Below are 24,440 nucleotides of genomic sequence, written 5' to 3'. Positions count from 1 at the left end.
CCGAAAGCGGCTGGCCCGCCTCCCAGGCAACCGCAGCGCGTGTCTTCATAGCAAGGAACTCCTCGGGCCGGTGTCAGCCGCATTCACTGCCATGGCTTGTCGGGGGCGGGAAGGGTGGACATCTCTGTGGCATGCGCATCCCCTTCCTCTCCCGCCAGCCCCGCGTCGCCACGGTGCGGCTGGCGGGTGTCATCGCCGCCCGGGGCGGCCCCGTCGGCGGCCCCGCCCTCAATATCGAGCATGTCGGCCCCATCCTGGACCGCGCCTTCGCCCTGAAGCGGCTGGCGGGGGTGGTGCTGGCCATCAACTCGCCCGGCGGCTCGCCGGTGCAATCGGCGCTGATCGGCGCCCGCATCCGCCGGCTGGCGGAGGAAAAGAAGGTGCCCGTCATCGCCTGCGTGGAGGATGCGGCGGCCTCGGGCGGCTATTGGCTGGCCTGCGCGGCGGATGAGATCGTGGCTGATGGCGCCAGCATCGTCGGCAGCATCGGCGTCATCTCCGCCAGCTTCGGGGTGCAGGACCTGATGGGGCGCTGGGGCGTCGAGCGGCGCCTGACCACGGCGGGGGGGCAGAAATCCTTCCTGGACCCCTTCCGCCCAGTGCAGCCGGAGCAGCAGGAGCGGCTGGAGGAACTGCTTTCCTCCATCCACCGCGAGTTCAAGGACTGGGTTCGCGCCCGGCGCGGCGCCAAGCTAACGGCACCGGAGGAGGAGCTTTTCACCGGCCGCTTCTGGACGGGGCGGGAGGCGCTGCCGCTCGGGCTGGTGGACCGCCTGGGCGATGCGTCATCGGAAATCCGCCGCCGCTTCGGCGAGAAGGCCCAGGTGGTGCGCTTCGGCGCCCGCAAGCCGCCGCTGCCCATGCGGCTGCTGGGTGGCGGCGCCGCGCTGGCGCTGGGCCACGCCGCCGTCCTGGCCGAGGAGCGCGAGGCCTGGGGGCGCATCGGCCTCTGACCTGCCCCGCCCAGGCTTGACACCACCGCGTCCCGGCGCGGCAATCCCAACAGCGAATTCCGAGGAGCCTTAGGCCATGGACACCCATATTCCAAGCACGGACACGCGGCTGGACAAGCTGGCGGAGGTCGCGGTGCGCGTCGGCCTGAACCTGGCCGAGGGGCAGGAGCTGGTGATGACCGCCGGCCTCGACAGCCTGCCGCTGGCCCGCAAGATCACCGAGGCCGCCTACAAGGCCGGTGCCTCCCTGGTCACCACCATCTTCGCCGACGACCAGTCCGCCCTGGCCCGCTACAAGTACGCGCGGGAGGAGAGCTTCGATGCCGCCCCCGGCTGGATGTACGAGGGCATGGCCGCCGCCTACCGCTCCGGCGCCGCGCGGCTGGCCATCGTGGGCGACGACCCCAACCTGCTGGCGGGCCAGGACCCGGAAAAGATCGCCCGCGCCAACCGCGCCCGTTCCAAGGCCTATCGCCCGGCGCTGGAGCTGATCACGGCTTCCGCCATCAACTGGTCCCTGGTGCCCTTCGCCAATGCCGCCTGGGCCCGCAGCGTCTTCCCGGATGTGCCGGAGGATGTGGCGGTGGCGAAGCTCTGGGACGCCATCTTCGCCGCCACGCGCGCCAACCGCCCGGACCCCGAGGCCGCCTGGGCCGCGCATAACGCCACCCTGATGGCCAAGCGCAAGATCCTGACCGAGCGTAACTTCCGCGCTCTCCGCTTCCAGGGCCCCGGCACCGACCTGAAGGTGGGGCTGGCCGATGGCCATGCCTGGATGGGTGGCATCTCCACCGCCCGCAACGGCATCTCCTCCAACCCCAATATCCCGACGGAAGAGGTCTTCACCACGCCGCATGCGGCGATGACGGAAGGCACCGTCTCCGCCACCAAGCCGCTGGCGCATGGCGGCACGCTGATCCGCGATATCCGCGTGCGCTTCGAGGGCGGGCAGGTGGTCGAGGCCCATGCCAGCACGGGCGAGGAAGTGCTGCAGAAGATGATCGGCACCGACGAGGGCGCCCGCCGCCTGGGCGAGGTGGCGCTGGTGCCGCATTCCTCGCCGATCTCGCAGAGCGGGCTGCTCTTCTTCAACACCCTCTTCGACGAGAATGCCGCCAGCCACATCGCACTGGGCCAGGCCTACAAGAAGTGCTTCGTGAACGCCAAGACGCTGACGGACGAGCAGTTCGCGGCGGCCGGCGGCAATTCCTCGCTGATCCACGTGGACTGGATGATCGGCTCCGCCAGCGTGGACGTGGACGGGCTGGACGCTTCGGGCAACGCCACGCCCGTCATGCGCAAGGGCGAATGGGCGCTTTGAGCCGGGAAGGGGGCGCTCAGCCCCCGACCTGCGCCACCCAGTCCGCCAGGTTATAGTAGTTGGTGACGCGGGCGATGCGGCCCTCCCGCACCTCGAAGAAGGCGCCGGCGGGCAGCACATAGGTCTGGCCGCTGGCCTCCGGCAGCCCCTCGTCGGTGGCGAGATAGGTGCCATGCACCGTGAACTCGGCCGCGGCGCGCTTGCCCTCGGCATCCAGCATCACGGTGATGTCGCGCAGTTCTTCCCGGTAATGGGCATTCATGCGGCTCATGAAGGCGCGGAAGGCCGGGATGCCGGTCTCGCGCCGGCCCTGGTTGATGTCGTGCACCACGTCATCGGTCATCAGGGCCAGCATGCCCTCGGCATTGCCAGTGTTGAAGGCGGCGTAATAGGCGCGGATCAGCGCCTCGACGCTTGTGCGATGGGGCATGGTCGGTGCCTTCCTTGCCGGTCGGTAAGGCGGCCCTTATGCTGCGCTGCACGGCCCGGCCGCAAGCCCAGGACGGCCGCCAGAACAAAGTGCCGGAAGGCCCGACGCCAGAACCATGACCGATCTTGCCGCCCCTGCCGTCTCCACGGCTGCCAAGCCCATGTCCTTCCAGGATATCATCCTGACGCTGCACCGCTTCTGGGCGGCACAGGGCTGCGTGATCCTGCAGCCCTACGACATGGAAATGGGCGCCGGCACCTTCCACCCGGCCACCACGCTGCGCGCCCTGGGCGCCACGCCCTGGAAGGCCGCCTATGTGCAGCCCTCCCGCCGCCCCTCGGACGGCCGCTATGGCGAGAACCCCAACCGCCTGCAGCACTACTACCAGTACCAGGTCATCATGAAGCCGAGCCCTGAGCGTGCGCAGGACCTGCTGCTGGCCTCCTACCGCGAGATCGGGCTGGACCCGCTGAAGCACGACTTCCGCTTCGTGGAGGATGACTGGGAAAGCCCGACGCTGGGTGCCTGGGGCCTGGGCTGGGAAGTCTGGTGCGACGGCATGGAAGTCGGCCAGTTCACCTATTTCCAGCAGGTCGGCGGCATTCCGGTGGTGCATCCTTCCTTCGAGATGACCTACGGCCTCGAACGGCTGGCGATGTATGTGCAGAACATCGAGAACGTCTACGACCTCGATTTCAACGGCCAGGGCGTGAAGTACGGCGATGTCTTCCTGCGCGCCGAGCGGGAATATTCCGCCTTCAACTTCGAGCACGCCAATATCGAGAAGCTCTTCGAGCATTTCCGCGATGCCGAGGCCGAATGCGCGGCGCTGGTGGAGCGCAAGCTGGCGCTGCCGGCCTATGACCAGTGCATCAAGGCCAGCCATCTCTTCAACCTGCTGGACGCGCGCGGCGCCATCAGCGTGACGGAGCGCGCCAGCTATATCGGCCGCGTCCGCGCGCTCGCGAAATCCTGCTGCGAGACCTGGGTGGCGGGCGCCTGACGGCCCGCACCTTCGCCCTGAACCCGACCCGTACCCGCTAGGCGCGCCCCCAAATGCCCGAACTCCTGCTTGAACTCTTCTCCGAGGAAATCCCGGCCCGCATGCAGGCGCGCGCCGCCGAGGACCTCCAGCGGCTGCTGGGCGATGCGCTGAAGGGCGCGGGCCTGAAGGCGGAAGGGCTCCGCACCCTCTACGGCCCCCGCCGCCTGGCGCTGGTGGCCGAGCTGCCCGCCGCCACCGCCCCGGTGAACGAGGAGCGCCGTGGCCCCCGCGCGGATGCCACCGGCCCGGCGCTGGAAGGCTTCCTGCGCGCCACCGGCCTGACGCGGGAGCAGTTGGAAGAGCGGGAGGTGAAGGGCACGAAGTATCTCTTCGCCGTGATCCGCAAGGAAGGGCAGCCGACCCCGGCGCTGCTGGCCGAGATCATCCCCGGCATCCTGCGCCGCTTCCCCTGGCCGAAGTCGATGCGCTGGGGTGGCACCAGCAGCTTCGTCTGGGTGCGGCCGCTGAAGCGCATCCTGTGCGTCTTCGGCGGGCAGGTGGTGCCCTTCTCCCTGGCGCAGGGCGAGGACGACGGCCATGGCTTGGCCTCGGGCAATGAGACCGAGGGTCACCGGCTGATGTCCCCCGGCGCTTTTGCGGTGCACAATTTTTCGGAATACGCGGCGCAACTGGCCACGCGGCACGTTGTTATCGACCCCGCGGAGCGCACCAAGCGTGTGCGTGACGGTATCGCGGCCCTGGCCGTGGCGGAGGGGGTCGAGGTGGTTCCGGATGAAGGCCTGTTGGCGGAAGTGGGGGGGCTGGTCGAATGGCCCGTGCCGCTGCTGGGCCGCATCGACGATGCCTTCATGGACCTGCCGCCGGAACTGATGCGCACCACCATGCGCGTCAACCAGCGATATTTCGCGCTGCGCAAGCCGGATGGCTCGGCCGCGCCCTTCTTCGCCCTGGCCGCCAATATCGAGGCCACGGATGGCGGCCGCGCCATCATCGCCGGCAATGAGCGCGTGCTGCGCGCCCGCCTTTCCGATGCCCGCTTCTTCTGGGACCAGGACCGCAAGCAGGCGCTAGAGAGCTTCCTGCCGAAGCTGGCTTCCGTGGTCTTCCACGCCAAGCTGGGCACCCAGGGCCAGCGCGTGCAGCGGCTGGAGAAGCTGGCGCGCTTCCTGGCGCCGAAGCTGGGCGCCGACGTGGCGCTGGCCACCCGCGCCGCCAAGCTGGCCAAGGCGGACCTCGCCACCGGGCTGGTGGGCGAGTTCCCGGAGCTTCAGGGCATCATCGGCCGCTACTACGCCCTTCATAATGGCGAGGATGCGCGTGTGGCCGAGGCCATCGCCGCGCATTACCGCCCGATGGGCCCGGGCGATTCCGTGCCCACCGACCCCGTCGCCATCACCGTGGCGCTGGCGGACAAGCTGGACCAACTCGCCGGCTTCTTCGCCGCCGATGAGCGCCCGACCGGCTCCGGCGACCCCTATGCGCTGCGCCGTGCGGCGCTGGGCGTCATCCGCATCATCCGCGAGAACAACCTGCGGCTGGACCTGGCCGATGTTCTCGCAGAGGCCTTCTTTGGCTTCCCGCAGGCCGTCGGCACCACCGCCGAACCGGAATTCGGCATGGCCGTGGCGTCCGAGAAGCTGAACACCGGCTGGCAGCCGGACCCGAAGTCGGCCCACCCCCCGATGGTCGCCGCCTTCGCCGCCGGGCTGATGGACTTCCTGGCCGAGCGCCTGCGCGTGCAGTTGCGCGCCGAGGGCCAGCGCCACGACGTGCTGGCCGCGACGCTGGGCGCCGGCACCGATGCCGATCTTGTGCGCCTGCTGGCGCGGACGGAGGCGCTGCGCCTCTTCCTGGAAGGGGAGGATGGGGCCAACCTGCTCACCGCCTCCCGCCGCGCCGCCAATATCCTGCGCATCGAGGACAAGAAGGACGGCCCGCACCGCCCCGCCACCGATGCCGCGCTGCTGGCGGCGGAAGAGGAGAAGGCCCTGGCCGCCGCGCTGGACGAGGCGGCGCCCGCCGTCGCCACCACGCTGGGCGGGGAAGATTTCGCCGGTGCCATGGCGGCGCTGGCCAGACTCCGCCATCCCGTGGACGCATTCTTCGATAAGGTGGTGGTCAACGACGCGGATGCGGCGCTGCGCCGTAACCGCCTCGGGCTGCTGGCCCGGCTGAAGGCGCTGACCGATCAGGTTGCAGACCTGTCTAAGATCGAAAGCTAGAGGAAACCGCAGATGACGAAGTGGGTGTATGGCTTCGGCGCAGGCCGCAACGACGGCAAGGCCGAGATGCGCAACCTGCTGGGTGGCAAGGGCGCCAACCTGGCGGAAATGGCATCCATCGGCCTGCCGGTGCCGCCGGGCTTCACCATCACCACCGAAGTCTGCACCTACTACTACCAGCACCAGAACAGCTACCCGGCCGAGCTGCAGGCCCAGGTGGCCGAGGCCTTGGCGCGGATCGAGGAGGCCGTTGGCCTGAAGTTCGGGGATGAGGCCAAGCCGCTGCTGGTTTCCGTCCGCTCCGGCGCCCGCGTGTCCATGCCGGGCATGATGGACACGGTGCTGAACCTGGGCCTGAACGACCGCACGGTGGAAGGCCTCGCCGCCGCTTCCGGCGACCCGCGCTTCGCCTGGGACAGCTACCGCCGCTTCATCCAGATGTATGGCTCGGTGGTGCTGGGCGTCGATCATCACCGCTTCGAGGAGATCATCGAGGAAGCCAAGCTCGCCAAGGGCGTCTCCGAGGATACCGAGCTGGTGGCCGAGGACTGGAAGCGCGTCGCCGAGGAATACAAGGCGATGGTGCAGGATGTGCTGGGCAAGCCCTTCCCGCAGGAGCCGCAGGAGCAGCTCTGGGGTGCGGTGGGCGCGGTGTTTGGCTCCTGGATGAACCAGCGCGCCATCACTTATCGCCGGCTGCACGACATCCCGGCCGAATGGGGCACGGCGGTGAACGTGCAGGCCATGGTCTTCGGCAATATGGGTGACGACTGCGCCACCGGCGTCTGCTTCACCCGCGACCCCTCAACCGGCGAGAACATCTTCTACGGCGAATACCTGATCAACGCGCAGGGGGAGGATGTCGTGGCCGGCATCCGCACCCCGCAGCCCATGAGCGAGGCCCGCGCCAAGCCCGGCGAGCGCAGCATGGAAGCCGCCATGCCCGCCGCCTATGCCGAATTGGTAAAAGTCCGTGAGACGCTGGAGCGTCACTACACGGACATGCAGGACATCGAGTTCACGGTGCAGCAGAACAAGCTGTACATGCTGCAGACCCGCAACGGGAAGCGCACGGCGGCGGCCAGCCTCAAGATCGCGGTCGACATGGCCAATGAGGGGCTGATCGACGAGGCGGAGGCGGTGCGCCGCGTGGCGCCGCAGTCCCTGGACCAGCTTCTGCACCCGACCCTGGACCCCAAGGCGCCGCGCAAGCTGCTCTCCAAGGGCCTGCCGGCCTCCCCGGGCGCCGCCTGCGGCGTGGTGGTCTTCTCCGCCGATGAGGCCGAGACGCGCGCCGCCAAGGGTGAGAGCGTCATCCTGGTCCGCATCGAGACCAGCCCCGAGGATATCCACGGCATGCATGCCGCCAAGGGCATTCTGACCACGCGTGGCGGCATGACCAGCCACGCGGCGGTGGTGGCCCGCGGCATGGGCCGGCCCTGCGTGGCGGGCGCCGGCGGCATCGTGGTGGACTATCACAGCCAGCAGCTCTCGGCCGGCGGGCAGATCGTCCATGGCGGCGACACCATCACGCTGGATGGCGCCACGGGCGAGGTCTTCCTCGGCACCGTGGCCATGGTGGAGCCGCAGCTTTCCGGCGATTTCGCGACGCTGATGGGCTGGGCGGACAAGGTGCGCCGCCTGCATATCCGCGCCAATGCCGAAACACCGCTGGATGCCGATACCGCGCGCAAGTTCGGCGCCGAGGGCATCGGCCTCTGCCGCACCGAGCACATGTTCTTCGACCCCGCACGCATCGGCGCCGTGCGGCAGATGATCATGTCGGAAAGCGAGGGCGGGCGCCGCGATGCGCTGGCCAAGCTGCTGCCCTTCCAGCGCGACGATTTCCGCCAGCTGTTCCGCATCATGGCCGGCCTGCCGGTGACCATCCGCCTGCTGGACCCGCCGCTGCATGAATTCCTGCCGCACCGGGAGGAGGAACTGGCGGAGGTGGCCGAGCATCTCGGCGCCGATCTCGCCGCCATGAAGCGCCGCGCGGCCGATCTCTCGGAAGCCAACCCCATGCTGGGCCATCGCGGCTGCCGCCTGGGCGTGACCTATCCCGAGATCTACGAGATGCAGGCCCGCGCCATCTTCGAGGCCGCGATCGAGACAGCCAAGGAGACCGGCAAGGCCCCGGTGCCGGAGATCATGATCCCGCTGGTGGCCGCCAAGAAGGAGCTGGAACTGACCCGCGCCCAGGTGGACAAGGTCGCCAAGGAAGTCTTCGCCGAGGCCGGCCAGACCATCGAATACTTCGTCGGCACCATGATCGAGCTGCCGCGCGCCTGCCTCACGGCCGATAGCATCGCCGAGGTGGCCGACTTCTTCTCCTTCGGCACCAACGACCTGACGCAGACGACCTTTGGCCTTTCCCGCGACGATGCCGGCAAGTTCCTGCCCTATTACGTGGACAAGGGCATCCTGCCGAAGGACCCCTTCGTCTCGCTGGACCCCGATGGCGTCGGCGCGCTGGTGCGCATCGCCAAGGAAAAGGGGCGCGGCGTGAAGTCCGACCTCAAGCTCGGCATCTGCGGCGAGCATGGCGGCGACCCGGCCTCGATCCAGTTCTGCGAGAGCGTGGGCCTGGATTACGTCTCCTGCTCGCCTTACCGCGTGCCGGTGGCGCGGCTGGCGGCTGCGCAGGCCGCGCTGGCGGGGGCGGTGGACCGCACCGCCTGAGGGCGGTCCGCCGCGATCAGCCGGGCTGGTTCATCCAGTCCGGCACGGCGGGGCGCAGCATCGCCTCGCCACAGCGTAGCGCCTGGCCGGCTTCCACCGGCAGGCGCAGCAGCGCCAGGCCCAGCCCATCGCGGCCGGAGCGCATCTCGCCCAGTTCCGCGCCATCTTCCCGCAGCACCGGCGTGCCGCGCGGGGGCAGGGGGCCTTCCACCGTCACCGGAAACAGCCGCTTCTTCAGCAACCCTCGGTACTTGGTGCGGGCCGTCAATTCCTGGCCCATGTAGCAGCCCTTGCTCCAGGAGACGCCGGCCAGCTCATCGAAGCCGGCTTCCAGCAGCACGCTCTTCTCGCTCTCCATGTCCTGGCTGCCAGCAGGCAGGCCGAGGGCGAGGCGGTGGCGGTCGTAATCCGCCGGTGTCGCATCGGCGGGGGGGGGTTCGGCCAGCAGGGCGCGCCAGCCGGCCTGGGGGTGGCGCGGGTCCCGGGCGGCGGTGCCGGGCGGCATGGGCGCATCGCCCCAGCCGGCGCTGACGGAAAGCTCCGGCGCCTCCGCCAGCGCCACCTTGGAGCGCAGCCGGAAGCGGGAAAGCTTCTGCACCAGCATGGCGGCCTGCGCGGCCTCCACATCCAGCAGCAGCCGCGCGTCCCCGGCGAAGACAAAGAAATCGGCCAGCCACTTGCCCTGCGGCGTCAGCAGCGCCGCCCAGATGGCGTGGCCTGGCGCGGCCTGGGCCACGTCATTGGACACCAGGCCCTGCAGAAAGGCGACGCGGTCCTCGCCGGTCACGGCGATGACGGCGCGGTCGGGAAGGGATGTCTGGGGCATGGCCGCCATTTTGGCCTGCGCCGGGCCACCTGCAAGGGCAGGGCGCCAAGCCCAAGCTGCGCAAAGCGCGCAACCGTGCTAAGCGGCGCGCGACCATGCGCATTCTCTTCATCACCTCCACGCGGATCGGCGACGCGGTGCTCTCCACCGGCCTGCTGGACCACCTGCTGCGGACCTATCCCGATGCGCGGATCACCGTGGCCTGTGGCCCGGTGGCGGAGGGCGTCTTCGCGCGCATGCCGAACCGGGTGGATACGATTGTCCTGGTGAAGCGCCGCTTCTCCGCCCATTGGCTGGGGCTTTGGGCCAAGGTGGCGCGCACGCGCTGGGACCTGGTGGTGGACCTGCGTGGCTCCGCGCTCGCCTGGCTGGTGCCGGCGCGGCGGCGGGCGGTGATGCAGGGCGGCCGGCGCCCCGGGCACCGGCTGCTGCATCTGGCCGGCACGCTGGACCTGACGGATGCGCCGCGCCCCGTGGCCTGGTTCAGCCCGGCGGATGAGGTCCGGGCGGAGAAGCTGCTCCAGGGGCAGGGGCCTTTCATCGCGCTCGGTCCCAGCGCCAACTGGTCCGGCAAGCTCTGGCCGGCAGAGCGTTTCGTGGAACTCTTCCGGGCGCTTTCGGCACCCGATGGGCCGCTGCCGGGGGCGCGCGCCGTGGTGCTGGGCGGCCCCGGCGCGCAGGAGGCCGCCATGGTGGCCCCGGTGCTGGCCGCGCTGCCGCAGGCGATTGATCTGGTGGGCCAGTTGGAATTGCCGGAGGTCGCGGCGGTGTTATCGCGTTGCGCGCTTTTCGTGGGCAATGATTCCGGCCTGATGCATCTTTCCGCCGCTGCCGAGACGCCGACGCTGGGCCTTTTCGGCCCCACACCCGCGAGCGAGTATGCTCCGGTGGGCCGCGCCGCCCGCGCCGTGCTGGCGCGCGGCACCCCCGGCGCCGCGCCCATGGAGGCGCTGCCGGTGGAGGATGCCCTTTCCGCCGCCCGTGACCTGCTGGAAAGCGTCCCGGCGTGAGGATCGCGCAGGTGATGGCCGGCGCCCCGGCGGGCGGCGCCGAGGCCTTTTACGAACGCCTGACCGTCGCCCTGCACAAGGCGGGAGAGGATGTGCTGCCGGTGATCCGCAAGGACCCCGCCCGCGCTGCCCGGCTGGCGGTGCATGGGCTGGTGCCGGTGCAACTGGGCTTCGGCGGGCCGCTGGATGTGCTGACGCGGCCACGCCTCTCGCTGCTGCTGCGCCACCACCGGCCGCAGGTGGCCGTGGCCTGGATGAACCGTGCCGCGCGCCATATGCCGGCCGGGGACTGGACGCTGGTGGGGCGGCTCGGCGGTTATTACGACCTGAAGTATTACCGCCGCTGTGACCACCTCGTCGGCAATACGCGGGACCTGGTGGGCTGGATGGTGCGGCAGGGCTGGCCGGCCGGCCGCGCCCATTACCTGCCCAACTTCACCGATGATTTCGCCGGCGTGCTGCCCGCAGAGCTGGGCCTCGCGGAAGGCGCGCCCAGGCTGGTGGCGCTGGGCCGCCTGCACCGCAACAAGGGTTTCGACACCCTGCTGCGCGCCCTGGCGCTGCTGCCGGGGGCTGAACTGGCCATCGGCGGCGAGGGGCCGGAACGCGCGGCGCTGGAGAAGCTGGCGGCCGAGCTGGGCGTCGCCACGCGCGTGCGCTTCCTGGGCTGGCGGCAGGATGCCGGGGCGCTGCTGGCGGGCTGCGATGTCTTTGTCTGTTCCTCCCGCCACGAGCCGCTGGGCAATGTGGTGCTGGAAGCCTGGAGTGCGTCCAAACCCGTGGTGGCCGTGGCCGCCCAGGGCCCCGCCGAACTGATCGAGGATGGCCGCACCGGCCTGCTGGTGCCGCAGGAATCGCCGGAGGCCCTGGCCCAGGCGGTGGGCAGCCTGTTGGCCGACCCGGCCCGCGCGGCGGACCTGGGTGCCGCCGGCCGCGCCGGCTGGGAAGCGGAATTCGCCGAGGCGCCGGTTCTGGCCCGGTGGCAGGACATGCTGCACCGCCTCTCCACCACTGCCAGGGGGGCTTGAGCAGCCATGTGCGGCATTGCCGGCCTGATTCTGCGGCAAGGGCAGAGCCCCGACGCCACCATATTGCAAAAGCTGACCGGCGCCCTGGCGCATCGCGGGCCGGATGGCGCGGGGCACCATGTTTCCGGCCCCGTGGCGCTGGCGCATACGCGGCTGGCGATCATCGACCTCGCCACCGGGGACCAGCCGCTCTTCGCCGGCCCCGCCGCGCTGGTGGCGAATGGTGAGGTTTATAACTATCGCGAGCTGCGCGCCGACCACGCGCTCTCCTGCGCCACCGGCAGCGATTGCGAGCCGCCGCTGCATCTCTTCCGCCGCGACGGGCTGGGCTTCGCCGATGGGCTGCGCGGCATGTATGCCGTGGCGATCCATGACCGCGTCTCCCGCCAGGTCGTGCTGAGCCGCGACCCCTTCGGCATCAAGCCGATGTATCTGGCGGAAGTGCCGGGCGGCATGGCCTTCGCGTCGGAGCCGCAGGCGCTGATCGCCGCCGGGCTGGTGGCGCCGCGCGTGCGGCCGGAATCGCGGGCCGAACTGCTGCAGATGCAGTTCACCACCGGCGCCGAGACGATCTTCGAGGGCATCACCCGCGTGCTGCCGGGCGAGACCATCGCGTTGGGCGAGGGCCGGGTGCTGGAACGCCGCCGCCGCGCCGCGCTGCCGGAGGGTGGCCCTCTGGCCGTCACCGAGGCCGAGGCCCTGGCGCGCTTCGACGCCGCCTTCCGCGACAGCGTGGACCTGCACCAGCGCAGCGACGTGCCTTATGGCATGTTCCTCTCCGGCGGGACGGACAGCGCGGCGGTGCTGGCCATGATGTCCCGCCTGAACGAGCAGCCGGTGCGGGCTTTCACCGCCGGCTTCGATGTGCCCGGCGCGGCCGATGAGCGGGAGCATGCCGCCACCATGGCCCGCGCCGCCGGGGCGTGGCACGAGACCATCACCGTCAGCCGTGAGGAAGTCTGGCGCCACCTGCCGGAGATCGTTGCCGGCATGGATGACCCGGCGGCGGATTACGCCATCATCCCCACCTGGTTCCTCGCCCGCCGGGCGCGGCAGGACGTGAAGGTGGTGCTTTCGGGCGAGGGCGGAGACGAGATCCTGGGTGGCTATGGCCGCTACCGCGCCGCCATGCGCCCCTGGTGGCTGGGTGGCAAGGCGCCGCGCACCCATGGTGCCTTCGACCGGCTGGACGTGCTGCGCCAGGCCCCCACCGGCTGGCGCGACGGCATGGTGGCCGCCGAGGCCGCCACCGCCCTGCCGGGCCGCACCCGGCTGATGGCGGCCCAGGCGCTGGACGTGGCCGATTGGCTGCCCAACGACCTGCTGATCAAGCTCGACCGCTGCCTGATGGCGCATGGCATCGAAGGCCGTACGCCCTTCCTGGATGCCGCCGTGGCCGAGGCCTGCTTCCGCCTGCCGGATGCGCTGAAGGTGCGGAAGGGCATGGGCAAGCTGCTGCTGCGGCAATGGCTGGCGCAGCATTTCCCGGCCTCCGAGCCCTTCCGCCCCAAGCAGGGCTTCACCGTGCCGGTGGGCGCCTGGATCGCCGATGCGGCGGAGAAGCTGGGGCCGCTGGTGGCCGCCCAGGCCGGCGTGGCCGAGATCGCGAAGCCGGAGAAGGTGGCGGCGCTGTTCCGCGCCGCCGCCGGCAAGCGGGAAGGCTTCGCCGCCTGGCACCTGCTGTTCTACGCGCTCTGGCACCGCCGCCACATCGAGGGGCGGAAGGCCGAGGGAGATGCCTTCGCCTTCCTCGGCCAGGGTTGATCCGGCGCCGCCTCAGCGGGCGGCGTCGTAGAGGCTGTCGAAGAAGGCGCGCTCCAGCGCCACGGCGCGGCGGAACAGGCTCTCGCAGGCCGACAGCCCGGCCGCGTCCAGCCCGGTGGCGGCGCGGTCCAGCTCCCCTCTCAGCCAGGCCACGAAGTCGCGGAAGAAGGGGTTGTCGTGCAGCGTGATCCATTCCGCATGCACGAAATCCGGCGGCAGCGGGCCCTGGTGCCGTTCCGCCCAGTTCAGGTAGAGCCATTCCGCCACCACCAGCACGGAGAGCGCGCCCGCATAGCTGCGGGTGGCCGCCGCCTCGGCCATCAGGTCCTGGAAGGCGCGCACGGCAGGCTCCGGCGCGGCGGCGCGCTGTTCGGGCGGCACCGCCAGGGCATCCAGGGCACGGGTGAAGTAAGTGTTCTCGTCCGAGACGATCATCGCCAGGAAGCCGGCCAGGCGCAGCCGCGCCGCATAGCTGTCGGCCGTGGCGATGGCCGCGCCCAGCAGGGCCACGAAGCGGTCGATGAAGAGATAGTCCTGCACCAGGTAGTGCCGCATCACCGCCGGCGGCACGCTGCCCGCCGAAAGCTCCCGCACGAAGCGGTGGGTGATGGCGGCGTCCCAGTCCTCCGCGCAGGCGGCGCGCAGGCGGGCGGTGAAGGAAGGCTCGGTCATGGCGGCGTTGCTCCCTGGCTCGGCGGAGGCGATAGCAGGACAGGGGCCAGGAGGGCAGACGCGGCGCGCGATCTGTTCTATCAGATCGCCACCGGAGAAAAGGAAACCGATGCGATGACCAGCTTCGACCTCATCCTGCGTGGCGGACGCTGCGTGCTGCCCTGGGGAGAGGAGGAAGCGGATATCGGCGTCCGCGCCGGCCGCATCGCCGCCATCGGTGACCTGCGCACCGCCAGCGCGGCGCAGGAGATCGACTGCAAGGGCCTGCATGTGCTGCCCGGGCTGATCGACCCGCATGTGCATCTGCGCGACCCGGGCGACCCGGCGGTGGAGACCATCCCCACCGGCACCAAGGCGGCCGTGCTGGGCGGCATCACCGCTGTCTTCGATATGCCGAACACCACCCCCTCCATCACCAGCCAGGAGGCGCTGGAGGGCAAGCGCGCCTATGTGGAGGGCAAGAGCTGGTGCGACATCGGCTTCTATGTCGGTGCCGGCAAGTCCAACATTCCGGAGCTGGCGGCGCTGGAGCTGGAGCCGGATGTCTGCGCCATCAAGGTCTTCGCCGGTTCCTCCACCGGCGACCTGCTGGTGGAGGATGACGCCACGCTGGAACGCGTGATGCGCTCCGGCCGCCGCCGCATCTGCTACCATTCCGAGGACGAATACCGGTTGCAGGAGCGCAAGCCGCTCTTCGCCGCCGGCGGCCCGCACAAGCTGCATGCCGAATGGCGCGATGTGGAATGCGCCTTCCTCGGCACCCGCCGCCTGATGGCGCTGGCGCGCGAGACCGGCCGCGGCGCCCATATCCTGCATGTCTCGACGGCCGAGGAACTGGAATACCTGCGCGACTTCCGCGATGTCGCGACGGTCGAGGTGCTGGTGAACCACCTCTCTCAGACCGACGAGGCCTATGACCGCCTCGGCGGCTATGCCGTGATGAACCCGCCCATCCGCGACGCGCGCCACATGGCGGCGGCCTGGGCGGCGGTGGCGGATGGCACGGTGGATTGCATCGGCTCCGACCACGCGCCGCATTCCCGCGCCGCCAAGGAACGCCCCTGGCCCGCCACCGCCGCCGGCCTGACCGGCGTGCAGACCCTGGTGCCGATCATGCTGGACCATGTGAATGCCGGGCGGCTGAGCCTGTCGCGCATGGTGGACCTGATGGCCGCCGGCCCCGCCCGCGTTTATGGCGCGGTGGCGAAGGGGCGCCTCTGCGCCGGCTATGACGCCGACTTCACGGTGGTGGACCTGAAGAAGACCCGCACCATCGAGGAAAGCTGGATCGCCTCGCCCTGCGGCTGGACGCCCTTCGCGGGCCAGTCCTGCACCGGCTGGCCGGTGATGACCATCGTGCGCGGCCAGCCGGTGATGCGGGAGGACGAGGTGCTGGGCACCCCCGCCGGCCGGCCGGTACGCTTCGATACAGGCCTCGCGCGGGGCTGAAGCCGCTGAACCCTTAACGGGGCTGGCGCGGGCCGCTATGGTCCGCGCCACTCTCTTCGGGGGCTTCAAGCCCCCGCCGCTGCTGTGGGGACCGGAATTGCCGGATATCTTCGACGAGGTGAAGGAAGAGCTGCGGGCCGAACGGGCGCGCAAGCTCTGGATGCGCTACGGTGGCGCCCTGGCCGGCGTGGCGCTGCTGGCCGTCGTCGGCGTGGCCGGCTGGCAGGGCTGGCGCTGGCACCAGCAGCAGCAGGCTGGCCAGACTGCCCTGGCCTTCATGGAGGTGCATCGCGCCGCCGAGGCCCCGGGCGCCGACCTGAAATCCGCAGCCGAGCGCTTCGCCACCATCGCGCGGGATGCGCCGGAGGGCTACCAGGTCCTCGCCCGGCTGCGCACCGCAGCGCTGAAGGCCGAGACCGGCGAGCGTGACGCCGCTCTGGCCCTCTGGGATCAGGTGGCCGGCGACAGCCGCGCGCCGCAGATCTATCGCGACCTCGCCAGCCTGATGTGGGCCCTGCATGGGCTGGAGACGCAGGATACGGCGGCGCTGGACTCGCGGCTGGCGCCGCTGGCGGGCGGTGCCTGGGCGGCCTCGGCGCGCGAGTTGCAGGCGCTGGTGGCCATCCGCCGTGGCGAGGCCACGGAAGCGAAGAAGAACCTGGAAGCCCTGGCGGCGGATGTCACCGCGCCGCAGGGGGTGCGGGAACGCGCGGGCCGCGTGGCCGCGGGATTGGGGAGCTGAGCGGAATGCGGCAGATGGTCTGGACGCGGCGGGCGGCGCTGCTGGGCGCGGCGGGATTGCTGGCGGGCTGTGAGACGCTCGACGACATCTTCGGCGAATCCAAGAAGCCCTTGCCCGGTGAGCGCCGCCCCGTGCTGGCACCGCGCCGGGACCTGGAGGCCGACGAGGCCCTGGCCAATGCGCCCATGGACCTGCCGCCCCCCGAGGCGCGCGCCGATTGGCCGCAGGCGGGTGGCAATGCCGGCCATGCGCCGGGGCACCTGGCGCTGCCGGGCTCGCTCTCCCGCGCCTGGACGGCCTCGGTGGGCAGCGGCAACAGCTACCGCAGCCGCATCACCGCCGGGCCGGTGGTGGCCGAGGGCACGGTCTTCGCCTCCGATGCCTATGGTGTCGTCTCGGCCTTCGACCTCGGCAGTGGCGGGCGCCGCTGGCGCTTCGACACCAAGCCCAAGGAAGACGATGTCGGCGCCGTGGGCGGCGGCTGCGCCTATGAGGGCGGCGTGCTCTATGTCGCCTCCGGCATGGCGGAGCTGCTGGCGCTGAACCCGGCCGATGGCCAGCCGCGCTGGCGCGTGGCGCTGCCCGCCCCGGCGCGCGGCGCACCCTCTGTCTCGAACGGGCGTATCTTCGTTCCCACCCTGAACAATGCCGTGACCGCCTTCTCGGCCGAGGATGGCAAGAAGCTCTGGGACTACAGCGCCCAGGCGGCGCCGGCGCTGCCGCTGGGCCTGCCGGCCCCGGCGATCTTCGAGGATTTCCTGGTGGCCGGCTTCCCCTCGGGCGAGCTGGTGGCCATGCGCCCCGAGGACGGCCGCGTGCTCTGGACCGAGAGCTTGGCCGCCGGGCGCGGCGGCCTGGGCGATATCTCCGGCGTGCGTGGCCTGCCGGTGATCGACCGCGGGCGCGTCTATGCCAGCAGCATGGGCGGGCTCTCCATGGCGGTGGACCTCCGCTCCGGCCGCCGCCTGTGGGAGCGGGAGATCGGCGGCACCGAGACGCCGCTGGTGGTCGGCGAATGGGTCTTCGTGATCGGCGGCACCGGCAATCTGGTGGCCATCGGGCGCGAGGATGGCCGGGTGCGCTGGCTGGCCGAGCTGAACGCCCCGCCGAAGGGCAAGGACAAGGCCGACCCCGCCAGCTTCGGCCCGCCGGTCATGGCCGGCGGCCGCCTCCTGCTGCCCTCCTCGAAGGGCGAGCTGCTGCAGATCGACCCCGCCACCGGCACGGTCGCCGGGCGGCTGCGGCTGCCGGATGGCTGCTCCCAGCCCGGGCTGGTGGCGGCCGGCACGCTGGTCCTGCTCTGCGACGACGGCACGCTGGCGGCCTATCGCGGGGCCTGACGGGTCGTTGCGATGACGGCCATGCCATCTCCGTGATTCCCTCGGGGGGCATTCCGCTGTAAAGCGCGCGGATGCTCCCCCGTATCGCCATCATCGGCCGCCCCAATGTGGGCAAGTCCACGCTGTTCAACCGTCTGGTGGGCCGCAAGCTCGCCATCGTGGACAACACCCCCGGCGTCACCCGTGACCGCAAGGAATACGAGGCCCGGATCGGTGGCCGCGACGTCATGCTGCTGGACACCGCCGGGCTGGAGGAAGCGCCGCCCGACACCGTCGCGGGCCGCATGCGCGCTTCCTCCGAGGCCGCGATCCAGCAGGCGGACCTCATCCTCTTCGTGGTGGATGCCAAGGCGGGCCTGACCGCCTCCGACCGCGCCTTCGCCGCCTGGCTGCGCCGGCAGAAGGTGCCGGTGCTGGCGGTGGCCAACAAGACCGAAGGCCGGGGCGGCACCATGGCCGCGCTGGAAGCCTATGAGCTGGGCTTCGGCGACCCCGTGGCCATTTCCGCCGAGCATGGCGAGGGCATCTCCGACCTCCATTCCACCGTGGCCGCCATGCTGCCGGAGGAGCCGGAGGAAGAGGAGGAGGACGACAAGGACCGCCCGCTGCGGATGGCCGTGGTCGGCCGCCCCAATGCCGGCAAGTCCACCCTGCTGAACGCCCTGCTGGGCGAGGAGCGGATGATCACCGGCCCCGAGCCGGGCCTGACCCGCGATGCCGTGACCAGCGAATTCAACGACGCGGTGGGCCGCGTGCGGATCGTGGACACGGCGGGGATGCGCAAGAAGGCCCGCATCGTCGAGGGGCTGGAGCAGATGTCCGTCGGCGCCACCATCAATGCGCTGAAGGAAGCCGAGGTGGCGGTGCTGGTGCTCGATGCCCTGCTGGGGCTGGACGAGCAGGACCTGCGCATCGCCCGCTTGGCGGAGCGCGAGGGCCGCGCCGTGGTGATCGCGCTGAACAAGTGGGACGCGGTGGAGGACCGTGTGGCGGCCCGCCGTTCCATCGAGGACACCTTGCAGACCTCGCTGGCACAGCTGAAGGGCATCACCGTGGTGGCCATGTCCGCCGCCACTGGTCGTGGCGTCGACAAGCTGATGCCGGCGGTGCGCGAGACCATGGAGCGCTGGAACAAGCGCGTGCCGACCGGCGAACTGAACCGCTGGTTCGAGGGCGCGCTGAGCCGCCACCAGCCGCCGCTGGCCGATGGCCGCCGCATCAAGCTGCGCTACGCCACCATGCCCAAGGCGCGGCCGCCGACGATCGTGGTCTTTGGCCCGCGCGCCGAGGACCTGCCGGAGGATTACCGCCGCTATCTGGTGAACAGCTTCCGCGACGCCTTCGACATGCCGGGCGTGCCGATCCGGCTGCAGATGCGGGGTACCAGCAACCCCTTCGTGGAGCAGGAATAAAGAAAGGGGGCCGGAAGGGCCCCCTTTCGCTGTCTGCTGTCCTTGGCTCAGGCGATAAGGCTGACGCCGTAGCTCAGCGGATTATCGCTCTGGAACTGGTCTGCGGTGATCTGCTGATGCTCTGCACTGTCGGAAATGGCGAGCATCACCTCAGCGCGCGACATGCCGCCGTTCAGTTGCGCGACCCAGCTATCGAGGCCTGCCTGCTCGGCATTACGCTCCAGCGCATTGTTGTAGATGGCATTGATGAAGTCAGCGTCGTTCAACCCGCGCAGCCCGGCAGCTTCATTGCTGCTATAGAATGAGTCTGCGACAGCCTTCACGGACAGGTTGCTGGTATGCAGCAGCGACACCCAGGAGGAGAGGCCGCCCAGATCCGGCAGGCGGTCGAAGGCCGTGTCGTAGAGGTTGGCGATGGCGATAGCGCTTTCATCGCGGTCCCAGATGCCGTCAGCTACGATGCTGGCGGTAATCGCGCGGTTCTCCGCCGATTCGGCGAATTGCACGGCCACGTCAGCGCGCGACATCTCGCCCTTGTCGATCAGGATGCTCCAGCCCGAGATCTCGGCCGGCGAGGCCGCCGAGCCGCGCATGTTCTGGTAGAGCGCCTCGACGAACTGCGTGTTGTTCAGGTTCGCGCCGAAGAGGCTGGTGAATTCGCTACCGCTGATCATGCTGTTCGCGACATCGGACAGCTTGCCGCCGTTATCCAACACCTGGATGAAGCCGTTCAGGCCGCCCTGGTCCGCATCCCGCCCCAGCGCGGCGTGGTAGAGGCGCGTCACCTGCGCCGCGGCATCCTCGGGGTTATAGACCTCGCGCCCATCGACGAAGATCAGCGTCTCGATGCTGTTGATGGTGTCGATGCCGGCGCGGCTGGTGACGTTGATGGGGCCGACATCGTTGTTCACGATGATCGCGTCGCGGCGGCCGGCGTCGAACTGCCCGAGATCGTAGGCGTTGGTGCCGTTATAGGTATTCGCGCCATTGGTGCCGGTGAAAACGCCGGAAGCAGGGGGGATCTGGTACTTCGTGATGCTTGCCATGTCGGGTCCTCCTACGGCGGCAGAAACCCTCCAGGCTGAGGTCGGTTGCGTCCGGCCAGATCACAGCGTGGTTTTTCGCGCCGCCACATGAGGTGGCGGCGCGCATCGCGGCCCTCAGGCCGCCGCCACGGTCTCCCCGTGCCGTGTCAGGTTTGGCTGGCACAGCGCGGCGATCATCGGCGCCACATCGGCCGGCTGGGCGATGCTGGCCGGGTCCTCGCCCGGCATGGCGCTGGAGCGCAAGCGGGTGGCGACCACGGCGGGGTCGAAGAGATTGACGCGCAGCGAGGTCTTCTCCACCTCCTGCGCCCAGGTCTGCACCAGGTGCTCCATGCCCGCCTTGGTGGCGCCATAAGCCCCCCAATAGGCCTTGGGGCGCTGCACCCGCCCGGAGGTGACGAAGACCGCCCGCCCGGCATCGGAGGCGCGCAGCGGCGGGTCGCAGGTGCGGATCAGGCGCCAGGCGGCGGTGAGGTTGACGCCCACCACATTGGCCCAGTCCTTGGGGTCGATATGCGCCACCGGCGTCAGCTTGCCCAACTCGCCCGCGTTATGGACCAGGATGTCGAGCCGCCCGAAGCGCTCAACGATGGAGGGGCCGATGCTGTCGATCTGCGCCTCGTTCTTCACGAGGTCGAAGGGCAGCAGCGTGGCGCCCTGGCCGCCGGCGGCGCGGATGGCGTCGTCGGTTTCCTCCAGCCCGCCCTGGGTGCGGGCGATCAGCACGCAATGGGCGCCCTGGCGGGCCATTTCCACGGCCAGCGCGGCGCCGATGCCGCGGCTGGCGCCGGTGATCAGGGCCACGCGGCCCTGCAAAGGCTTGTCGTTCATGCGGGTCAGACGCCGTTGGCGGCCAGCAGCGCCGGGGTGCGCTCGGCGGGGCCAGCCAGGTCGGTCAGCGGGATGGCATAGTCGCCGGTGAAGCAGGCGTCGCAATAGGCGGGGCTGACACCGTCGCGCTTGGCATGGCCCAGGGCGCGGTAGAGGCCGTCCAGCGAGATGAAGGCGAGGCTATCGGCGCCGATGATGCGCGCCATCTCCTCCACGTCGTGATTGGCGGCCAGCAGCTTGGCGCGTTCCGGCGTGTCGATGCCGTAGAAGCAGGGGTTGGTCGTGGGGGGCGAGGAGATGCGCATATGCACTTCCTTGGCCCCGGCCTGCCGCACCATCTCGACGATCTTGCGGGAGGTGGTGCCGCGCACGATGGAATCATCCACCAGCACCACGCGCTTGCCCTCGATCATCGGGCGGTTGGCGGAATGCTTCAGCTTCACGCCCAGATGGCGGATGCTGTCCGTCGGCTCGATGAAGGTGCGGCCGACATAGTGGTTGCGGATGATGCCGAGCTCGAAGGGAATGCCGCTCTCGGCCGCATAGCCCATGGCCGCCGGCACGCCGGAATCGGGCACAGGCACGATCACATCGGCCTCGACCCCGCTTTCGCGCGACAGCTCGGCGCCGATGCGCTTGCGGGTCTCATAGACCGGGGTGCCTTCCACGATGGAATCGGGGCGGGCGAAGTAGATGTATTCGAAGATGCAGAAGCGGCTCTGCTGCCGCCCGAAGGGGCGGATGGAACGCAGCCCGGACTGGTCGATCACCACGATCTCGCCCGGCTCGACGTCGCGCACGAAATCGGCGCCGACGATGTCCAGCGCGCAGGTCTCGCTGGCCAGCACCCAGGAGCCGGCCTCGGCCGGGCCGAGGCGCCCCAGCACCAGCGGGCGGACGCCCAGCGGGTCGCGCGCGCCGATCATGGCGCCATCATGCAGCGCGATCAGGGAATAGGCGCCCTGCACCTGCTTCAGCGCGTCGATCAGCCGGTCCACCACATTGGCGTAGAGGCTGATGGCGATGAGATGGACAAAGACTTCCGAGTCAGTGGTGCTCTGGAAGAGGCAGCCGCGGCGGACCAGGGCGCGCTTCAGCACGCCGGCATTGGTCAGGTTGCCGTTATGGGCCACGGCCAGGCCACCGAACTCGAAGTCGGCATATAGCGGCTGGACGTTGCGCAGCGCCGTCTCGCCGGTGGTGGCGTAGCGGTTGTGGCCGATGGCGGTGCGGCCGGGCAGGGCCGCGATGACCTTGGCACTGGAAAAATTGTCGCCCACCAGCCCCTGGGCGCGGTGCGCGTTGAAGACGCCCTTCTCGGAGAGTGCCACGATGCCGGCGGCTTCCTGCCCGCGATGCTGCAGGGCGTGCAGGCCGAGCGCCGTCAGCGCCGCCGCGTCGGCGGCGTTCCAGACGCCGATGACGCCGCATTCTTCCTTGAAATGGTCGTCGTTCCCGGTCTCGGTGTCCCAGGGATTGGTGGTCAGCATGGACTGCATCGGCATCCTCGTTCCCGGCCAGCAACCGGAAGGGTCGTCAGGTGCGCCCCCGGGCGGGAGGGCGCAGCAATTCGTCCATGCTCGGCAGGCCGCGGTCAGGCAGCTCCGGCAGACGCGGGCGGTATTCGGCCGGCAGGAACGACACAACGGCCTGGGCCGCATCCGCCACCACCGGCAGGGTCCGGGCATTCCGCACCGCTTCGGGCCAAAGCTCGGTGGCAGGCAGGAACAACCCGCCGACGATATAGGCGAGTACGAGCAGGAAAGCACCTCTCGCGAGGCCAAACACGATGCCGAGGGCGCGATCCACCCCCCCGAGGACGGAATGGCGCACCAGCCCGGCGAACCAGGCGATCAGCAGCTTCAGCACCAGCAGGGCGAGCAGGAAGGCGATGGCGAGGGCGGCGAGTTCCGCCATCCACTCGGTGGTCAGGTATTTCATGACCAGTGGCTTGGCCGCCGGCTGGGCATAAAGCGCAAAGGCAATGGCGCCGGCCCAGGCGCCGATGCCCAGCACCTCCCGCACCAAGCCCCGGAAATAGGCGATGAGCGCCGAAAGGGCGAGCACCGCGAGAACAAGGCCGTCGACCCAGGTCATCGTGGCGCAGCCTATACCGGGGCCATGGCGCGGTGTCAGCCCTCCTCGGTGGCTTCGGCCTTCTCGGATTTGCGGGTAGCGGGCTTCGGCTTGGCGCTGGCGGCCAGCGGCGCCACCAGATCGGCCAGATGGCCGATCTCGGAAAGCCGCAGGCCATCGGGGGCGGCGGGCGCGCGGCCGCCGCGCGCGACTCGGCGGGGTAGGGTGGCGGCGGAGAAGCCGAGCTTGGCGGCCTCCCGCAGCCGGGTATCGGTCTGGGAGACCTGCCGCACCTCACCCGAGAGGCCGACCTCGCCGAAGAAGACCATGTCAGGCGGGGTCGGGCGGTCGGTGGCGGCCGAGACAAGCGCCGCGGCCACGGCGAGATCCGCCGCCGGCTCCCCCACCCGCAGCCCACCGGCGACATTGAGATAAACGTCGTTCTGGCCGAGGCCGACGCGGGCGCGGGATTCCAGCACCGCCATCAGCATGGCCAGCCGCCCGGAATCCCAGCCCACCACCTGCCGGCGGGGGGAGCCACCATTGGCGGAAGGGGAGAGCAGCACCTGGATTTCCACCAGAACCGGGCGCGAACCCTCCATCCCCGCGAAGACGGCACTTCCAGAAATATTGCCGCGCCGCTCCGCCAGGAAGAGGGCGGAGGGGTTGGAGACCTCCACCAGCCCCCGGTCCGTCATCTCGAAGACGCCGATCTCGTCCGTGGCGCCGAAGCGGTTCTTCACCGCGCGCAGGATGCGGAACTGGTGGCCGCGGTCGCCTTCGAAATAGAGCGTGGCATCCACCATGTGCTCCAGCACGCGCGGGCCGGCGAGGGTGCCTTCCTTCGTCACGTGGCCCACCAGCACCAGCGCGAAGCCGCGCGTCTTGGCCAGCCGCCCCAGCTCGGCGGCGCAGGCGCGGACCTGGGAGACGGTGCCGGGCGCGGAATCCAGGCTGTCCAGCCAGACGGTCTGGATGGAATCCATGATCACCAGCGTGGCGTCGCGTTCTTCCTCCAGGGAGGCCGCGATGTCGCGCAGGCTGGTGGCGGCGGCCAGCGCCAGGGGGCTGTCGGCCAGCCCGAGGCGCTGGGCGCGCATGCGCACCTGGTCGATGGCCTCCTCGCCCGAGATATAGAGCGTGCGCTTGCCGGCGGACGCCACCTTGGCCGCCGCCTGCAGCAGGATGGTGGACTTGCCGATGCCCGGGTCACCGCCCACCAGCACGATGGAGCCGGGCACAAAGCCGCCGCCCAGCACCTGGTCGAGTTCCGCGAGGCCGGTGCGGGTGCGCGGCGGCGGCTCGGCGCGGCCCTTCAGGCCGACGAATTCGATCTTGCGCCCGCCGCTGCTCTTGCCTGTGGGGCCGGAGGGGCGGGACTCGGCCGCTTCCTCCGCGATGGTGTTCCACTCGCCGCAGGTATCGCAGCGCCCCTGCCACTTGGGGTAAACGGCGCCGCAATTCTGGCAGACGAAGCGGGTGACGGATTTGGCCATGCCTGTGGATATAGAACAAACCGCGCACAGGCGGTAGGCCGGCTTGACATCGGCGCGGGGCGCAGCGAAACGCGAGGCATACGCCTGGGCCGGACGCCCTGGCGCGTAAGCGTTCACGTCAATCAACGCATCCC

General features: G+C 70.2%; 20 protein-coding genes. 12 read left to right on the top strand and 8 right to left on the bottom strand.

Features of this window, described 5'->3' with window-relative positions:
• The first annotated feature begins 131 nt into the window (after positions 1-131).
• Both IBL25_RS05440 and IBL25_RS05435 read left to right on the top strand, forming a co-directional pair.
• Positions 132-953 carry a S49 family peptidase gene (locus tag IBL25_RS05440; protein ID WP_187777535.1) on the top strand — a complete coding sequence of 274 codons (822 nt, stop codon included), beginning with the start codon at positions 132-134 and terminating at the stop codon, positions 951-953.
• A gap of 76 nt (positions 954-1,029) precedes the next feature.
• Positions 1,030-2,274: an aminopeptidase gene (locus tag IBL25_RS05435; protein WP_187777534.1), complete on the top strand. Its 1,245-nt coding sequence runs from the start codon at positions 1,030-1,032 to the stop codon at positions 2,272-2,274.
• Positions 2,275-2,290: 16 nt separating this feature from the next.
• Here IBL25_RS05435 and IBL25_RS05430 read toward each other — a convergent pair whose 3' ends face one another.
• Complete coding sequence (locus IBL25_RS05430) at positions 2,291-2,704, bottom strand: ketosteroid isomerase-related protein (RefSeq protein WP_187777533.1); 414 nt, start codon at positions 2,702-2,704, stop codon at positions 2,291-2,293.
• Positions 2,705-2,819: 115 nt separating this feature from the next.
• Between IBL25_RS05430 and IBL25_RS05425 the strand changes: the two genes are divergently transcribed.
• From IBL25_RS05425 to ppdK, 3 genes are read left to right on the top strand one after another with little or no spacing between them, the layout of a single operon-like run.
• Complete coding sequence (locus IBL25_RS05425; RefSeq protein ID WP_187777532.1) at positions 2,820-3,707, top strand: glycine--tRNA ligase subunit alpha; 888 nt, start codon at positions 2,820-2,822, stop codon at positions 3,705-3,707.
• Between the two features lie 53 nt (positions 3,708-3,760).
• A complete protein-coding gene (gene glyS / locus IBL25_RS05420) occupies positions 3,761-5,932 on the top strand; it encodes a glycine--tRNA ligase subunit beta (protein ID WP_187777531.1) in 2,172 nt (723 codons plus the stop codon).
• 12 nt (positions 5,933-5,944) lie between these two features.
• Entirely contained in the window at positions 5,945-8,614 is a 2,670-nt protein-coding gene (ppdK, locus tag IBL25_RS05415) for a pyruvate, phosphate dikinase (protein WP_187777530.1), read from the top strand.
• A gap of 16 nt (positions 8,615-8,630) precedes the next feature.
• On the opposite strand, the gene ygfZ is transcribed toward ppdK, so the two are convergent.
• Positions 8,631-9,440 (bottom strand): CAF17-like 4Fe-4S cluster assembly/insertion protein YgfZ, encoded by an 810-nt coding sequence (gene ygfZ, locus IBL25_RS05410; RefSeq protein WP_187777529.1) that lies wholly within the window; start codon positions 9,438-9,440, stop codon positions 8,631-8,633.
• 95 nt (positions 9,441-9,535) lie between these two features.
• Between ygfZ and IBL25_RS05405 the strand changes: the two genes are divergently transcribed.
• The 3 genes from IBL25_RS05405 to asnB are packed head-to-tail and all read left to right on the top strand — an operon-like array spanning position 9,536 to position 13,242.
• On the top strand, positions 9,536-10,450 hold the full coding sequence (locus IBL25_RS05405; protein ID WP_187777528.1) for a glycosyltransferase family 9 protein: 915 nt from the start codon (positions 9,536-9,538) through the stop codon (positions 10,448-10,450).
• Positions 10,447-11,478, top strand: a complete 1,032-nt coding sequence (locus IBL25_RS05400) for a glycosyltransferase (protein ID WP_367615562.1) — start codon at positions 10,447-10,449, stop codon at positions 11,476-11,478. Before IBL25_RS05405 ends, IBL25_RS05400 begins: the two co-directional genes overlap by 4 nt.
• Before the next feature lie 6 nt (positions 11,479-11,484).
• Positions 11,485-13,242, top strand: a complete 1,758-nt coding sequence (gene asnB / locus IBL25_RS05395) for an asparagine synthase (glutamine-hydrolyzing) (protein ID WP_187777527.1) — start codon at positions 11,485-11,487, stop codon at positions 13,240-13,242.
• A gap of 12 nt (positions 13,243-13,254) precedes the next feature.
• Here asnB and IBL25_RS05390 read toward each other — a convergent pair whose 3' ends face one another.
• Positions 13,255-13,914, bottom strand: a complete 660-nt coding sequence (locus IBL25_RS05390; protein WP_187777526.1) for a TenA family protein — start codon at positions 13,912-13,914, stop codon at positions 13,255-13,257.
• 114 nt (positions 13,915-14,028) lie between these two features.
• Between IBL25_RS05390 and IBL25_RS05385 the strand changes: the two genes are divergently transcribed.
• The 4 genes from IBL25_RS05385 to der all read left to right on the top strand — a co-directional run bounded on the left by IBL25_RS05385 (position 14,029) and on the right by der (position 18,857).
• Complete coding sequence (locus IBL25_RS05385) at positions 14,029-15,363, top strand: dihydroorotase (RefSeq protein ID WP_187777525.1); 1,335 nt, start codon at positions 14,029-14,031, stop codon at positions 15,361-15,363.
• Between the two features lie 37 nt (positions 15,364-15,400).
• Positions 15,401-16,105: a tetratricopeptide repeat protein gene (locus IBL25_RS05380; RefSeq protein WP_238940231.1), complete on the top strand. Its 705-nt coding sequence runs from the start codon at positions 15,401-15,403 to the stop codon at positions 16,103-16,105.
• A 5-nt stretch (positions 16,106-16,110) separates the two neighbouring features.
• Positions 16,111-17,445 (top strand): outer membrane protein assembly factor BamB family protein, encoded by a 1,335-nt coding sequence (locus tag IBL25_RS05375; protein ID WP_187777524.1) that lies wholly within the window; start codon positions 16,111-16,113, stop codon positions 17,443-17,445.
• Between the two features lie 71 nt (positions 17,446-17,516).
• Complete coding sequence (gene der / locus IBL25_RS05370) at positions 17,517-18,857, top strand: ribosome biogenesis GTPase Der (protein WP_187777523.1); 1,341 nt, start codon at positions 17,517-17,519, stop codon at positions 18,855-18,857.
• Positions 18,858-18,904: 47 nt separating this feature from the next.
• On the opposite strand, the gene IBL25_RS05365 is transcribed toward der, so the two are convergent.
• From IBL25_RS05365 to radA, 5 genes are all read right to left on the bottom strand, one after another.
• On the bottom strand, positions 18,905-19,903 hold the full coding sequence (locus IBL25_RS05365; RefSeq protein WP_187777522.1) for a DUF4214 domain-containing protein: 999 nt from the start codon (positions 19,901-19,903) through the stop codon (positions 18,905-18,907).
• 114 nt (positions 19,904-20,017) lie between these two features.
• Positions 20,018-20,734, bottom strand: a complete 717-nt coding sequence (locus tag IBL25_RS05360; protein WP_187777521.1) for an SDR family NAD(P)-dependent oxidoreductase — start codon at positions 20,732-20,734, stop codon at positions 20,018-20,020.
• 5 nt (positions 20,735-20,739) lie between these two features.
• The gene (gene purF / locus IBL25_RS05355) at positions 20,740-22,233 is read right to left on the bottom strand and encodes an amidophosphoribosyltransferase (RefSeq protein ID WP_379656012.1); all 1,494 of its coding nucleotides are present in this window, start codon (positions 22,231-22,233) and stop codon (positions 20,740-20,742) included.
• 37 nt (positions 22,234-22,270) lie between these two features.
• Entirely contained in the window at positions 22,271-22,831 is a 561-nt protein-coding gene (locus IBL25_RS05350) for a CvpA family protein (RefSeq protein WP_187777519.1), read from the bottom strand.
• A 35-nt stretch (positions 22,832-22,866) separates the two neighbouring features.
• Positions 22,867-24,306: a DNA repair protein RadA gene (gene radA, locus IBL25_RS05345; RefSeq protein WP_187777518.1), complete on the bottom strand. Its 1,440-nt coding sequence runs from the start codon at positions 24,304-24,306 to the stop codon at positions 22,867-22,869.
• Positions 24,307-24,440: the final 134 nt, after the last annotated feature.

Origin of the sequence: Pseudoroseomonas ludipueritiae (genome assembly GCF_014490445.1) — a bacterium.
Lineage (GTDB): Bacteria > Pseudomonadota > Alphaproteobacteria > Acetobacterales > Acetobacteraceae > Pseudoroseomonas > Pseudoroseomonas ludipueritiae.
The sequence above is the reverse complement of the archived record's forward strand: the minus strand, read 5'-3'. Positions and strand labels throughout refer to the sequence as shown.